Raw genomic sequence first — 14647 nt, 5'->3', positions numbered from 1 at the left:
GAATGAAAGCTTTACAAATGGGCTCGTCTTGATTCAATAATCATTTCTGGTCGTCACGACCACGCCAACGAACCGGGCCGGAGCTGCGTACGCCGACCGGCAGATTCATCAGGAGCTGTACAGTCATATGTTTGCGATCATCGGCGTATTTGTGGTGCTTGGCTGCGTGATCGGCGGTTTCGCGCTGGAGGGCGGCCCCCTTGGCGTGCTTGTGCAGCCCATCGAACTGCTCATCATCGGCGGAGCGGCCGTTGGAGCCTTTTGCATCGGTTCGCCCAAGAGCGTCATCTTCGGCACCATCAAGAAGGCCCTCAAGGTCTTCACCGCGGCGGAGGCGGGCAAGCAGGCCTACCTCGACATCCTTTCCGTGCTCTACACCCTCATGAACATGGCCCGGCGCGACGGCATCGTGTCCATCGAGCAGCACGTGAGCAAGCCCGATGGCAGCGCGGTGTTCACCCGCTACCCGGCCATCCTGAAAAACCACGAAGTGCTCGACTTCATCTGCGACAACTTCAAAGTGCTGCTGGCCGGCAACATTGAGCCGCACCAGTTTGAGGCCGTCATGGACATCGACATGTCCGCCTCGCACAAACACGAGTCAAATGCTCCCGGCGCCTTGAACAAAGTGGCCGACTCCCTGCCCGGCCTGGGCATCGTGGCCGCGGTTCTGGGCATCGTGCTCACCATGGGCAAGATCAATGAACCGCCCGAAGTGCTGGGCCACTCCATCGGCGCGGCGCTGGTGGGAACCTTCCTCGGCATTCTTCTGTCTTACGGGTTCGTGGGCCCCATGGCCCAGAACCTCGAGTATCAGGTGAAGGAGACGCACTCCATGCTTGAGGTGGTCAAGGCCGGGCTTGTGGGCTTCGCCTCCGGCTTTCCTCCCATGTTGGCCGTGGAGGCCGCGCGGCGCGCGGTTTCCGGTCATGCCCGCCCCACTTTCGAAGAATTGGAAGGAGCCCTGAAGGGTGGCCAAAAATAAGGGCGGCACCACCATAATCATCAAGAAGGTGGTTGATGGTCACGCCGGGCACCATGGAGGTTCCTGGAAGGTGGCTTTCGCCGACTTCATGACCGCCATGATGGCCTTTTTTCTGCTTTTGTGGCTCATAGCGGCGCTGAAGCCCCAGCAGAAGGAGTCTCTGGCCATCGTTTTCAAGGACGCCAAAGAGGGCCAAGCCGTCAAGATGTCCGTCACCGCAACCGCTTTCATCCCCAAGGACGCCAAGATGGGCATCCCGGAGATGAATCTCTCCCAGCAGGACAAGCTGAAGTACGAGGTTGCCCTGCTGGTGAAGGAACTGCTGGCCCAGAACCAGGAACTGCAAAGCAACTCCGGCATCAGTTCCGACAACGCGGGCGTGCTCATGCAGGTGAACAACTCTGTCATGTTCGCCCAGAATTCGGCCGTGCTCAAGCCGGAAGCCGCAAAAATCCTCGACGGCGTGACCAGTATCCTGCTCAACCAGAAGGTCAATCTCGTCATCCGCGGCCATACCGACGACACGGAGAACGGCAACGGCCTGTACCCCTCCAAGTGGGAGCTTTCGGCCGCGCGTGCGGCCGCATCCCTGCGCTACGTCTTGGCCAAGGGCAACGGGGCCATAGCGGCCACGCGCCTGCGCGCCGCCGGCTACGCCGACAGCCGTCCGCTTGTGCCTGCCATGAACGAGGAGAACCGGGCCGTGAACCGCCGCGTGGAGTTCTACTACCACAGCCCGGAGGCAGAGACCTGGTAGCTTGCCAGCCGTAAGTTTCCCACGAAAAAGGCGCCCTCGCAGGCGCCTTTTTTTGTCTCTTGGGTCTATGCCGCTGTGCGGTCTAGCAGGAGCGGAAGTTGAGGTCCACCACCACGGCGCGGTGGTCGTCGTGCCCCTGGATGCGCCCCTTTTTCACTGCGTCGTACATGTGCAGGAACACCTTGCCGGGCTCGTTCTTCTCGTCGGTAAGGAAGTAGGTGTGGCCGTTGGGGCGATCGTACTTGTTGTTCACGTCGTCGCAGTCCACGGTGTAGACATTCTTGGGAGTAAGAGAATAGTGCTCCGGCCCGGTATGGCCCAGGCGGCGCGAGGCCGAATCGGCTCCCAGGGCGCCCACGCTGCCCGCGCCCAGGATGCGGTCATCGGCGGCGTAGTAGACCACCACGTTGCGGGCGCTGTGGCAAATGAAGCGGCCGTCGCGGTTGTGCTCCAGGGATTCGTTGAACACATCGGCCGCGACCAGGAACACGTTGCGCATGAGCAGCGGCACCTGGCCTTTGCGGTGATAGTTGGCCCAGCAGGAAAGCGCCTGGCGCAGCACGCGGTTGCCCATGGAATGCGCCAGAACGTTCATGCGCTTCAGGCACGGGGCTTCGCCCGTCTTGACCGATTCGCGCCAGACCAGGAACTTCTCAAAGGCGCGGGCAAAAGCTACGCCGCTGGCCTCGGCGGAGATCTGATCCTCGTGGAAGTCCCGCATGGGGCTGTGGCCGTTGTCGCAGGGCCAGATGACAGGCACGACGTCCACAAGGCCCTTGTCCTGGTCATCGAACATCTTCTGGAGCTTTTCGGCCACGGGGAACACATGTTCCTCCGGCAGCTGGGCGGAATCATGTATGTAGAACAGGATTTGCCGCGCCGGGGACTTGCGCAGGGCCTTCATGAAATTTTCGCTGCCAAGCTCAACGCACGCCTTCTTGGCGTCATCGCGCCAGCAGAAGAACACCGACTGCCCGGCTTCGTTATTGTCCAGATCGAAACTGACCTTGCGCATCTCCGTGGTCTTGTTGCCTTCCACGAACGCCCTGTTGGTGATGAAGAACATGCATGGCTCCTTTCAACTCGGTATCGAATGTCATTTCACCGTTTCAGGCCATAGCCCCATTGACTGGGGCTTGTCCAGAGGGGGGGCGGCGCGGGTTCTGCCTTCTCCGCATGTCCCTTCTCCCCTGTAGTGCTCGCGCGGCTTTGTCACCACTGGCTTCTCGGATTGGGGTTGAACATTTCTGCGTACATGATATATGTTGCGAATTGGCTTTGTGTTGTGTCCTGCCACGTGGCGGAGCGAGCGGCACAGGGTGAGCCCAGACTGAGGAGCATGCATGGGCGGACGGTCCACGTCGAAATCCGCAGATAAACGGCAGCGTCGCTCCAAAAGCCAAAAAAACGGCACACCGCAGTTGGACTTCGCCGTGGTGGCGATCGGGGCTTCCGCCGGTGGCATCGAAGCCCTGCGCATTCTTTTGCGCAACATCACGGAAGCGCCCAATGCAGCCCTAGTGGTCATCACCCATCAGCAGGCCCAAAGCGTCAGCCATCTGGCCGAGGTGCTCACGGGCTTCACCTTTCTGCCGGTGCAAGTGGTGGACGAGCCCACGCCTGTGCAGGCAGGAATGCTGTACACCATTCCGCCCGGGCATGATCTCGGCATCGAGGGGGGCGTGCTGCGGCTTTTGCCGCCCCCGCCAGACCACGACTACAGGATTTTCGACCGTTTTCTCTCCGCGCTTGCGCGTGACCAGGGATCCAACGCGGCCTGCCTCGTCCTTTCCGGCGCGGGCAACGACGGCGCCGCCGGGGCCATCGCCCTGTCCAGGGCGGGCGGCCTTGTGCTGGTGCAGGACCCGGACACGGCCATACAGTCCAGCATGCCGGCCAGCGCCCAGGAAACCGGCATGGCCGACGCAGTGCTGTCGCCGGAGGAACTCGGCGCCCGGCTTGCGCATCTGGCCTGCGGTCAGGGGCTGGCCTGCCCGTCGCGTTCGCGCCTGATTCCGAAGATCCTCGAGATCATCCAGCAGCAGACCGGCCAGGATCTCTCCGGCTACAGGCAAAGCACCATCGCCCGACGCATCAATAAGCGCAGGCTGCTTACCGGGCACGCGCGGCTCGACACCTATCTGAAGGAGCTGGAGGGCAGCGCCGAGGAACGGCTGCTGTTGTTCAAGTCCCTGTTCATCGGAGTCACAGCTTTTTTCCGCGATTTTGAGGCGTTTGGCCTGCTGCGTGAAAAGGTCCTGCCCGCTCTTTTCGCGGGCCGCACTTGCGCGGACGTCCTGCGCGTCTGGGTGGCTGGCTGCTCCACCGGCGAGGAGGCGTACTCCGTGGCCATGCTCCTTGACGAGTACATGGAGCAGTCCGGCATTCGCTGCGGGTTCAAGCTGTTCGCCACGGACATCGCCCAGGAGGCCGTGGCCGCCGCGCGGCAGGGAACATATTCCCTGCGCAGCCTGCTGCGTGTCTCGCCGGAGCGCCTGGCGCACCATTTCAACTGCGGCGCGCGCGACTGCACAGTGAAGCCGCACCTGCGCGAGGGCATTGTTTTCGTGCACCACAATCTGTTGCAGGATCCGCCTTTCCTGCATGTGGACCTGGTGCTCTGCCGCAACCTGCTCATCTACCTCACTCCGCCGCAGCAGGAAAAGGCTCTGGCGCTGCTCGCCGGGGCGCTCGACCCTGGGGGCTTCCTGTTTCTCGGCCCGGCGGAAACGGCCGATGTGGGCAGCCTGCAACTGGAAGTGCTGGACAAAAAGTGGCGGCTCTACCGCAGCCGCTCCAGCGCGGATCGGCCGGCCCTGCACAGGGCCATGACTCTGCGCCGCACCCTCTCCTTGACGGAATTTTCAGAACAGCCCGGCGCGGGCCGGCCCAAGAGCCCGGCCACGGCCACGGCGGAAGCCTTGCTGCGCCACTACGATCCGCCGGCTGCGCTGGTGAGCCTGGAATTCAACGTCCTGCACCTCACCGGGGACACCACGCCCTTTCTTTCCCTGCCGACGGGTGAGCCGAGCCTTCATTTGCTCAAACTGGTGCGCAAGGAGCTGCGCCTGCACCTGCGCACGGCGCTGCAAACCGCGATCAATTCGCGCCAGCCCGCGACGGCTGTTGGGGTGCGCCTGCCCGACACCCCGCCGCGCTGGGTGGACCTGTGCGTCGACCCCGTGCGAGACGAAGCCGGGCAGTTGCAGTCGCTTCTGGTGATTTTCAAGCCCGGCACGCCGGAGCATGGCAAGGGGCGCTCCGCCGTGTGCGAGCCCCTGACGGAAAGCGGGCTCGTGCTGCGCTACGAGGACGAACTGCAGCAGACGCAGGATCAGCTCCAGCGGGCCGTGGAGGAGTACGAGAACCTCAACGAAGAACTGCGCGCCTCCAACGAAGAACTCATCAGTATGAACGAGGAGCTGCAGTCTTCCAACGAGGAGATGGACGCCTCGCGCGAGGAACTGCAATCACTGAACGAAGAGCTTTCCGTGAAGGTGGAGGAGCTGGCCCAGGCTCACGGCTTTGTGGAGAACCTGTTGCGCAGCACCAACGTGCCCACGGTGTTTCTGGACCGGCGCATGCGGCTGATGCGCGCCACGCCCTCGGCCGCGGAGGTCTTCCACCTGGCCGTGGCGGATCAGGGCAGGCCCATAAGCGAGGTGAAGGCCCGCGTGCACGATGATTTTCTGCTTGCCGACGCCGAGCAGGTACTGCGCGATTCTCGCCGGCTTGAGCGCGAAGTGCAAAACCAGGAAGGCCGCAGCTACCTGAAGCGCGTGTTCCCGTACCGCAGCGCCCGCGGCGAGGTGGAAGGCACGGTTCACACTTATACCGAGATCACCAGGCTGAAGGAAGCCGAAGAAGTGCTGCGCCTGGACAACGCGGAGCTTGAAAGCCTGGTGCGGGAGCGTACCCGCGAACTCGAGCTGGCGCGCAACGAGTCTGAGCGGCGCACGCGCGAGCTTGAAGCCATCATGGAACAGACGCCCGCCGCGGTCTGGATTACGGGTGATAACGAAGCCCGTTCCATCACCGGGAACCAGGCCAGCTACAAGCTTTTGCGCATGGAGCGCGGGTCCAATGTGAGCAAGGCGGACGAGGCCGTGCCTTATACCCCGATGCTGGCCGGGCGCGAGCTGGACACGGATGAACTGCCTCTTCAACGCGCCGCCCGGGGTGAGCAGGTGGTGGGGCAGGAGCTTGACCTTGTGTTCGCCGATGGTGAGACGCGCACAATACTGGGCAACGCGGCTCCCTTGCGCAACCTGCTGGGCGAAATCTACGGCGCCGTTGGGGTCTTCCTGGACGTGACGGATCTGAAGAACGCCCAGCATCAGGCCCAGCGCTGGCAAAATGTATTCGAGCGCGCGGACTTCGGCCTCGCCATCTCTCGCGTGTCGGACAACACCTTTGTGGACGTGAACCCCTCTTTTGCCCGCCAGCGCGGCTACAGCCGTGAGGAGCTGATCGGCCGGTCCGTATTCTCCGTATTCCCGCCCGAACTGCGCGCCGAGTTGCCGGAACGCTTCGGGAGCATTGAAGTCGTCGGTCACGGCGTGATGGAGGCCGTGCACATGCGCAAGGACGGCAGCACGTTCCCCGTGCTGCTCGAACTGACCATACTCAAGGACGATGAGGGCAGGCCTGTTTCCCGCGTGGCCTACGCCCTGGACATGACCGGCCCCAAGCGCCTGGAGCGGGAACTGCGCGCAAGCCAGGCCAAGCTGGAGGCGGCCCTTGGCAGCATGGCCGACGCCGTGTTCATCTCCGACGAGCATGGCCGCTTCATCCAGTTCAACGATGCTTTCGCCACCTTCCACAAGTTCAGCAACAAGGGCGAGTGCGCCAAGACCTTCTCCGAGTATCCCGATTTGCTGGACGTGTATTTCCCCAATGGCGAGCTTGCCCCGGTGGAGCAGTGGGCCGTTTCCCGCGCCCTGCGCGGCGAGGCCTTGAGCAACGTCGAGTATGGCTTGCGGCGCAAGGACACCGGAGAAACCTGGGTAGGGAGCTACAATTTCAGTCCCATCCGCGACAAAGACGGAGCGATAGTCGGCTCCGTTGTCGTCGGGCGCGACATCACCGAGCGCAAGCGCATGGAAGAGGAGCGCGAACGCAACCTGCTGGAGGTGGAGCGCAGCCGCGCCCAGTTCGCAGCTGTGTTCGAGGCGGTTTCCGATGGCATAGTGGTGACGGACATGGCGGGCAAGTTTGTCCTGGTGAACCAGGCCCATGCCCGCAACAATCTTTTTGCCGACACTGAGGAGATGAAGCGCGAGCTGCCGTTTTATGTCGACAGGTTCGAGTTGTGGCGGCTGGATGGCACGCAGCTGCCCTTTGAGCAGTGGCCGCTGGTGCGCGTGCTGCGCGGCGAAAGCCTGTTGAACGAGGAGTACCGGCTGATCCGCAAGGACGTCGCACTGGACCGAATCGTAAGCTATTCCGGCCAGCCAGTGCTGAACGAGCGCGGCGAGCAGGAGCTGTGCGTCATCGTGGCCCGAGACATTACGGAGAAGACCCTGGCGGATGCGAACCTCGTCACCGTCGCCAGCCGGCTGCATATGGCTCTTGAGGCTGCCAATTCGGGGCTTTGGGAGTGGGATCTCGCCACCAACGAGAACATCTGGTCCCCGGAGTTGTTCCGCCTGTATGGTCTGGACCAGGAGGTCCATGCCGCCAATTACGAGAATTGGCTTTCCAGCGTGCTGCCGGAGGACCGGGAAGCCGCCGTCACGGCTGTGGAACACGCGGTGCGCAGCGAGTCAGCGCTTTCAGTGGAGTACCGCCTCAACACGAAGGACGGGAGCGTCCGCTGGCTGCTCTCCCGCGGGCAGCCGCACATGGACGCTTTGGGGCGTGCGACCCGTTACCTGGGCATCGTGCTCGACATTACCGACCGCAAGCAGGCCGAGGAGCTTGTGCGCAAGAGCGGCCAGCGCTTCCGCGACCTTTTCGACCTCTCGCCCGTGCCGCTGGCCTTTGTGAACATCACAGGTCAGGTGCTGGAGGTGAACAGTCGCTTCAGCGCCACCTTCGGCTACACGCTCGAAGACATCCCGACCATCGATGACTGGCGGCGCCTGGCTTATCCAGATCCCGAATACCGCCAGCAGATAAGCGCCACCTGGGATGAGGCCATGCGCCAGCAGAGCGAAAACGGCAGCATCGTGCAGCCGAGAGAATACCGCGTGACCTGCAAAAACGGCGATATCCGTATCGTGATCATCACCGGTATCGCCGTGGGCGAGGGCTATCTGGCCAGCTACTTCGACATCACCGAGCGCAGGCGGACAGAGGACGCGCTGCGCGAAAACGAACTGAAGTTCCGCACCGTGGCCGATTACACCTATGACTGGGAGTACTGGCGCAACGCCGCAGGCAAGCTCGTCTGGGTCTCACCCTCGTGCCTGCGGGTGACCGGCTACTCCGAAGCGGACTTCCACGCCGACCCCGACCTGGTGACGCGCATCGTCCATCCGGAGGACCGGGAGCTGTATGACGGACATCTGCTGTTGCCCAAGGCGCAAGGGCAAAACGCCACCAATGTGGACTTCCGCATCATCCACCGCGATGGCCATGAAGTATGGATCAGTCATCACTGTGTGGAGCTGACGAGTCCGGAGGGGGCCTCTCTAGGGCGGCGGGTAAGCAACCGCGACATAACGGACCGCAAGCAGGCCGAGCTTGTGGGCCAGAGCTGGGCAAAATTCCCTGAAGAGAATCCTTCCCTGGTCATGCGCATCGGGCCGGATCTGCGCATCACCCACGCCAACAGGACCAGCATGCCCTTCTTGGAAAGCCGGTCCATGGCCGTGGGCGACCCCTTCCCCGCCGAGTATGTGGAGCATGTGCGAAGCGCCATGAACACCAAGGCGCGCAGAGGGTTTGAGGTCAGCCTGGGCGAGCGTGTCATCAACATGGACGTGGTTCCCGTGGCCAACGAGAGCTACGTGAACATCTACGGGCAGGACGTGACCGAGCGCAAAAACGCCCAGGAACGCCTGCAACGTAAGAGCGCCATGCAGGAGGGTATCAACAGCATCTTCCGCACGGCTCTTGCCAGCGAATCGGACGAGAAGCTCGGAAGGGACTGCCTGGAGATCGCCGAGCGCTTGACCGGCAGCGCCTTCGGCTACCTGGGCGAAATCAACGCCGACGGCATGCTTGAGCTCTTCGCCATGAGCGATCCCGGCTGGCAGCTGTGCACGGTATACCTGGAAAAGCAGCGCCAGCAGCGGCTTCAGCCCAAGAAGTTCCCCATACGCGGGCTGTACCGCGCGGTGATCCAGAGCGCGGACTCCGTGCTGGCGAATGATCCGCCCGCGCATGAAGATTGGTACGGCCTGCCCACCGGGCATCCGCCGCTTACGGCCTTCCTGGGCGTGCCCCTGCTCATTGGCGACAAGGTTGTGGGCATGCTGGGCCTGGGCAACAAACCGGGCGGCTACGACGCCCTGGACCGGGAAATCGCCGAGACGCTGGCCGTGGCCATCTCCGAGGCGCTGCACAAGAACCGCATGCGCCGTTCCCTGGCCGAACGGGAGGAGCAGCTGCGCATCTTTGTGGAGCACGCGCCAGCCTCCATCGCCATGTTCGATACCAAGATGCGCTACATCGCCGTGAGCCGGCGCTGGAGCGACGATTACAGTCTGGGCGACACGCAGCTCATCGGCCGCAGCCATTACGAAATCTTCCCTGAGGTTCCGGAACGCTGGAAGGAGATTCATCGCCGCTGCATGGCGGGCAAGGTGGAGCGGCTGGATGAGGACGCCTTTGTCCGGGCGGATGGCACGGTCCAATGGATATGCTGGGAAATCCGCCCCTGGTTCAAGGACTCCGGCAGCGTGGGCGGCATCGTCTGCTTCAGCGAGGACATCACGGCGCGCAAGCATGCCGAGCGCGTCACCCTTGCCGCCAAAGAATCGGCCGAGGCCGCCAACAAGGCCAAGAGCGAGTTTCTTGCCAACATGAGCCACGAGATCCGCACGCCGCTGAACGGGGTGCTCGGCATGCTCCAGCTCCTGCGCGACGGGGCGACGCCGGACGAGCAGTCCGTCTACTCGCACATGGCCTATGACGCGGCCCGCAGACTCCTGTCTCTGCTGAACGATATCCTGGACTTCTCGCGCATGGAGGCCGGGCGCATCACACTGACGAGCGAGCCCTTCCAACTGCACAGCATCTTCGAATCCGTGTCCAATGTCTTCAGCATGGCCTGCATGAGCAAGCGCTTGGAGCTTTCCTGCACCATGGAGCCCGGCATGTCCGGCTCTTTTGTGGGGGATGAGGCCCGCATACGGCAGATTCTGTTCAACCTCGTGGGCAACGCGGTGAAGTTCACGCTGGCCGGATCGGTATCGGTGTCGGCCTGGTCGCGGCCCTTCACGGGCAAGAGAGGCTGGGCCCACCTGTACATCTGCGTCAGCGACACGGGCATCGGCATCCCGGACGAGAAGATCGACCATGTGTTCCAGCGCTTCACCCAGACCGACGCGTCGTATACGCGCAAGTATGAAGGCGCCGGGCTTGGCCTGGCCATCGTCAAGCGTCTCATGCAGGTCATGGATGGCGACATCATCGTGGACAGCATGCTGGGGCAGGGCACGGCAATCTATCTGCACTTGCCCATGCGTGTGCCGGTGAAGGGCGCTGTCCCGCTTGCCGAGACGCCCGCGGTCCAGGGGCATCTGGATGAGGCGCTGCATATACTCGTGGTGGAAGACGAAGCCATCAGCCAAATGGCGATTACGACCATGTTGCGGCGCATGGGACATACCGTGGCCAGCGCAAACAACGGACGCGAGGCCGTGGCGCGCGTGCGCGAAGGTTTCTTCGACTGCGTGCTCATGGACATCCAGATGCCGGAACTGAATGGAGTGGAGGCAACGGAACAGATCCGCGCCCTTGCCGCACCCGCCGGCGCTGCGGACGTGTGGATCATCGCTCTTACCGCTTACGCGCTGGCGGGCGACAAGGAGAAGTTCCTGGAAGCGGGGCTTGACGACTACGTGAGTAAGCCGGTGCAGGAAAAGCCCCTGCGGGAGGCCTTGCAGCGCATCGGACGACGCACGCGCCATTAGCGCGTGAGGGGGGGGCGCCCTCTTGCCCTCGCTCTTGCGCTAGTGCTATGGTGCAATCTCTTGCCGTGGGTTCACCGCAACACGGAGGGAATCCCCATGCGCATCCGCTCCATCTCCATCTCGATCTGTTGTTGCCTGCTCATGTCCTTGCTCAGCGCCCAGGCCCAGGCCCAGGCCTTGCCGGAGGACTGCGAGGAGGCCCTGGTGACCCGCAGTCCGCAGGCCCAGGTGACGCTGTTCACCAGTTGTATTGAAACAGGCCGCTTGAACGCCGCCGCCAAGGCGACCACCCTCAAGCAGCGGGCCGTGGCCTACATGCATCTTGGCCAGCACCAGCGCGCCGTGGATGACATCAACGAGGCCGTCAAGCTCAAGCCGGGTGACGCCGACAACTATTATCTGCGTGGCGTGGCATACAGGGCCCTTGGCCAGCTCGATCGAGCCCTTGAGGACAGCAACCGGGCCATCAGCCTGGAGCCGAACTCCGCGGCGGCCTACGCCAATCGTGCCTTTGTCCACAAGGCTCTGGGCAACGTCAGCCAGGCCAAGTCGGACGCAAGGCGTGCGCTGGATCAGGACCCCCGGGTGCGGGTGCCGACCTTTTAGAGTACCTGCGGCTGTCGGGCGGCATCCGTCACTTTCGCAACCCCTGCGATTTGCTCACGCGGCCTGAGCGTGTTGAGGAATCTGCATGCTGTGCGGGATTCCAACATTGTTTTTGAGAGCGGGGAATGGCTCCTGACGCGGCGCCTTCCCGGCGTCTATGGCAACTGAAGCCGTTTGCCGCTGGGAGTGCCCTGCAAGACGGAGAGAACTGACAAGGGCGGCACAGCACTGCCCGGCGTTGACCACTCATCCCCGGTCCTCTAACATTCCCCAACTCGCCACGTATCGCGCCTCGGTGGCTTTGTCCTTGGCGAGCGCAGGGTTGGCGGCCAGGATTTCCGGCAACCGCGCGCGGGCATCGGCCAGGCTCTCGGCCAGCCCAGCCTCCATTATGTCCGCCAGCTTGTCGGCGTAGGACACGATGCGCTCCTCCACGCGGACGAAGGCATAGTCGCGCACAGGCAAGCCGTAGCCTGCGGCCTCGGCCTCGGGAACTCCGTGGCGTACGTGCTTCTCGATGCAAGCGATGACCGGCTCCGGCAGACCCAATTCCCGGCCCATTTCACCCCCAGCGACGCCGTGCAGGTTTCCTGTGTCGCGAACCTTGCCCAGATCATGCAACAGCGCCCCGCGGCGGACCAATACCAGGTCCACTGGCGCATTTTGGGCGCCTGCGACCGCAAGCGCGATGGATGCCACCTGCACCGCATGGTACTGCCCGCGCTCGCCTACGCCTTGTTCCGCCAAAAGCCTCACGTCCGGGTCGACGCGAAGACCCTCCGCCTCGTTCCATGCTGCGATGCCTCCTTCAATGTAGCGGGCCGTGACGCCGCGCGATTCCAGGGCGGCCTGCACGCTTTGGCTCACACCGCCGCCGCGCACGCAAAAGAGTGTCACCTCGCTTCCGGCGGGAATGCCCTCGGCCCAAGTGTCCAACTGCGCGGGATCGCGCCACTGCGCCCCGGGTAGGCCTTCGCCTCCCTTGTCGCGGTCCTCGGCACGGCGCACGTCCAGGAGAAGGGGCTGTGCACCAGAAACAAGCTTCAGTTTCAGTTCATGCGGAGTCACTGCCTTGCCCATGTTGTGCTCCTAAGCCCCGGACGGGCGTTCTGTTGTTTCGTCCAGGCTCACCCCGGCCAAAAACACGGGGATTGCCGCCAGCAAGACCACGGCCAGCGCTGCGAAGGCCAGCCGGAAGTCCAGAGCCGCCACCAGCAGACCGCCCAGGATGGGACCGGAGGCATGGCCCACGTCGAAGATGGTGCCGAAGGTTCCCATGGCCGCCCCATAGTGCCGCTTGCGGCACAGGTCTGCCACCAGGGCGGCGGAAGACGAGGTCACCAGGGCCTCTCCCAGTCCGAAGATGAGGGCGGCGCAAGAGAGGGTCCAGAAACCCGACAGCCAGGGCACGGCAGCCAGGCCAACGGCGCAGCAGGCAAGGCCCCAGGCGATGGGAGCCTTGCGTCCGTGGCTGTCGCCCAGGCGGCCAAGGATGGGCTTGGAGAGCATGGTCATGACGATCTGCACGGCCCAGAGCATGCCCGCCTCCAGCTCGTTCAGGCCGGCACGGGTGACGGCATAGATGGGCAGGAAGGCCTCCAGCGCGCCCATGCCCAGGTTCTGTACGCCCTCCATGGCTGAGGTCAGCAGCACGCGCCGGTCGGCCATCACTTCGCGGAGGCCTTGGCGGAATGTGGCAAGGCGTTCCGACAGGCTGGCGCCGGAGGAGGCGTGCGGCTCCGGTCCGCGCAATAGCCACAACCCAAGCAGAAGGGCAGCCATACCTGCGGCGCCGCTGGCAAGGAAGACCATGCGGAAGTCCCACAGGCCGGGGGGCGGAGCGCCGGCGGCGTGATGCAGCATCCATCCTCCGATGGGTGCGCCCAGGAGCGTGCCGACGATCATCACTGAGGAGAACCAGGAGAGCATCTCGCCGCGGCGTTCGCCAGCCATTTCCGCCACCACCGCCATGGCCACGGGACCGTAAATGGCCGTGGCGAGGCCGTGGATGAAGCGCACCGCGACAAGGGCCTGGTAGTCGGAGATGAAGAGATAGGCGAAGGGCAGCAGACCGAAGACGAACAGGCCGGCCAGCATGGTCCGCTTGCGGCCGATGACGTCGCTCATCGCCCCGGCCGGCATCTTGAAGAAGATGCCGGTGACGGTGGAGACGCCCACGGCCAGACCCACGGCCTCCGGCCCAGCTCCCAGGAACAGGGCGAAGAGCGGCAGCACCGGGTTGCGGGCCAAGGCGTAGGAGAAACGGGCCAAAAAGCCCACGGCGTTCAGACCGGTCAAGGCTGACAGGGGATGCATGATGCCCTCGCGGTGCCTAGTGCCCAGGAGCCGGGGCGGCCTTGCGGTCGAAGAACGGACTCTTGCCGTACACGCCCAACGGGATGCCCATAGCCACCTCGGCCTTGATGAAGCCCAGCGCCCGCGCCGCCGCGCCCACACGTTGCTGCACGCGGCAGTCCACATTCAAGAGGCTGGCTGTCTTGGCGGCGGAGGAGAGGGCAACGCCTATGTCCATCATGCGCATGGCGCAGTGCGGGCCGGAATAACCCAGAGCCTTGTCCGCATGCTGGCGGCCCGCCAGGAATTCCTTGCAGGTGGAAAAGCCGCAGGCCCCGCAATCGTAGCCTGCCGCAACGGTCTTGGACAGGCCCACAAGCACCAGGGCGTGAGCGTTTGCGATGTTCTCGGCGTCGCGCCGCCAGAAGCTCTCGTTGGTGCTTTCCGGCGCGTACTCGGCCATCCTGGACGCGATGGCCTTCAAGTCGCCCTCGTCGCTCACCACGACAATCTCCAGGAAGTCCTTGCCGCCGGCCTTGGGGGCGGTGCGCGCGCTGGCGGCCATGAGTCCGGCCACGTGGATGCTGATGTCCTTCATTTTCAAGCTCCTGTGTTTGGTGTGTATGACGCGGCCAGAGCGTCAAAGAGCAGCATGGCCCGTTCGAGCAGTTCATTGTCGTCCTTGGAAATCTTGATCAGTCCGTCGAGCACGTCCTTCACGGCGCGGGCCTCGGCGGGCAATCCTCCATCCTCACCCGTTTCCTCCAGCATATCCGAGGCCAGGTCGATGGCCTTCACGATGCCCATGAGGCGGCGCACCGCAACGTCTCGGATGCCGAAGTCGGCGGCAATGGTTTCAAATGTCACCAGCTCGCCCCGATGTGTGAAATCCGCGCCCGGCATGTCGAAGGACACGAACTC

Annotated in this window: 9 protein-coding genes; 4 read left to right on the top strand and 5 right to left on the bottom strand. The window is 63.7% G+C overall.

The window, feature by feature from the left end; genetic code table 11:
• The first annotated feature begins 127 nt into the window (after window positions 1-127).
• Both motA and VN419_RS08895 read left to right on the top strand, forming a co-directional pair.
• The gene (gene motA, locus VN419_RS08900; RefSeq protein WP_325646632.1) at window positions 128-985 is read left to right on the top strand and encodes a flagellar motor stator protein MotA; all 858 of its coding nucleotides are present in this window, start codon (window positions 128-130) and stop codon (window positions 983-985) included.
• Window positions 972-1742 carry a flagellar motor protein MotB gene (locus VN419_RS08895; protein WP_325646630.1) on the top strand — a complete coding sequence of 257 codons (771 nt, stop codon included), beginning with the start codon at window positions 972-974 and terminating at the stop codon, window positions 1740-1742. Before motA ends, VN419_RS08895 begins: the two co-directional genes overlap by 14 nt.
• An 82-nt stretch (window positions 1743-1824) precedes the next feature.
• On the opposite strand, the gene VN419_RS08890 is transcribed toward VN419_RS08895, so the two are convergent.
• Window positions 1825-2808, bottom strand: a complete 984-nt coding sequence (locus VN419_RS08890) for an alpha/beta hydrolase (protein WP_325646628.1) — start codon at window positions 2806-2808, stop codon at window positions 1825-1827.
• Between the two features lie 277 nt (window positions 2809-3085).
• Here VN419_RS08890 and VN419_RS08885 point away from each other — a divergent pair, with 277 nt between their 5' ends.
• Together VN419_RS08885 and VN419_RS08880 are read left to right on the top strand one after the other, a co-directional pair.
• On the top strand, window positions 3086-10825 hold the full coding sequence (locus VN419_RS08885) for a PAS domain S-box protein (RefSeq protein WP_325646626.1): 7740 nt from the start codon (window positions 3086-3088) through the stop codon (window positions 10823-10825).
• 96 nt (window positions 10826-10921) lie between these two features.
• Window positions 10922-11431 (top strand): tetratricopeptide repeat protein, encoded by a 510-nt coding sequence (locus VN419_RS08880; protein WP_325646624.1) that lies wholly within the window; start codon window positions 10922-10924, stop codon window positions 11429-11431.
• A 246-nt stretch (window positions 11432-11677) separates the two neighbouring features.
• On the opposite strand, the gene VN419_RS08875 is transcribed toward VN419_RS08880, so the two are convergent.
• The 4 genes from VN419_RS08875 to VN419_RS08860 form a co-directional block, all read right to left on the bottom strand.
• Entirely contained in the window at window positions 11678-12511 is an 834-nt protein-coding gene (locus VN419_RS08875; RefSeq protein WP_325646622.1) for an HDIG domain-containing metalloprotein, read from the bottom strand.
• A 9-nt stretch (window positions 12512-12520) separates the two neighbouring features.
• Window positions 12521-13747, bottom strand: a complete 1227-nt coding sequence (locus VN419_RS08870) for an MFS transporter (RefSeq protein WP_325646620.1) — start codon at window positions 13745-13747, stop codon at window positions 12521-12523.
• Window positions 13748-13763: 16 nt separating this feature from the next.
• The gene (locus tag VN419_RS08865) at window positions 13764-14324 is read right to left on the bottom strand and encodes a ferredoxin domain-containing protein (protein ID WP_325646618.1); all 561 of its coding nucleotides are present in this window, start codon (window positions 14322-14324) and stop codon (window positions 13764-13766) included.
• Between the two features lie 2 nt (window positions 14325-14326).
• Window positions 14327-14647: chromate resistance protein ChrB domain-containing protein (locus VN419_RS08860; RefSeq protein WP_325646616.1), on the bottom strand; the 321-nt coding region annotated here is incomplete at its 5' end.

The sequence above is a fragment of the Humidesulfovibrio sp. genome (genome assembly GCF_035560995.1).
Taxonomy (GTDB): domain Bacteria; phylum Desulfobacterota; class Desulfovibrionia; order Desulfovibrionales; family Desulfovibrionaceae; genus Humidesulfovibrio.
Note: the sequence above shows the minus strand (reverse complement) of the source record. Positions and strands in the feature narration are given on the sequence as shown.

Bases quoted from the DNA above. Each gene is read 5' to 3' on its own strand.
- VN419_RS08865 (WP_325646618.1), bottom strand. From the start codon at position 14,324: ATGAAGGACATCAGCATCCACGTGGCCGGACTCATGGCCGCCAGCGCG.
- VN419_RS08870 (WP_325646620.1), bottom strand. From the start codon at position 13,747: ATGCATCCCCTGTCAGCCTTGACCGGTCTGAACGCCGTGGGCTTTTTG.
- VN419_RS08875 (WP_325646622.1), bottom strand. From the start codon at position 12,511: ATGGGCAAGGCAGTGACTCCGCATGAACTGAAACTGAAGCTTGTTTCT.
- VN419_RS08885 (WP_325646626.1), top strand. From the start codon at position 3,086: ATGGGCGGACGGTCCACGTCGAAATCCGCAGATAAACGGCAGCGTCGC.
- VN419_RS08880 (WP_325646624.1), top strand. From the start codon at position 10,922: ATGCGCATCCGCTCCATCTCCATCTCGATCTGTTGTTGCCTGCTCATG.
- VN419_RS08890 (WP_325646628.1), bottom strand. From the start codon at position 2,808: ATGTTCTTCATCACCAACAGGGCGTTCGTGGAAGGCAACAAGACCACG.
- motA (WP_325646632.1), top strand. From the start codon at position 128: ATGTTTGCGATCATCGGCGTATTTGTGGTGCTTGGCTGCGTGATCGGC.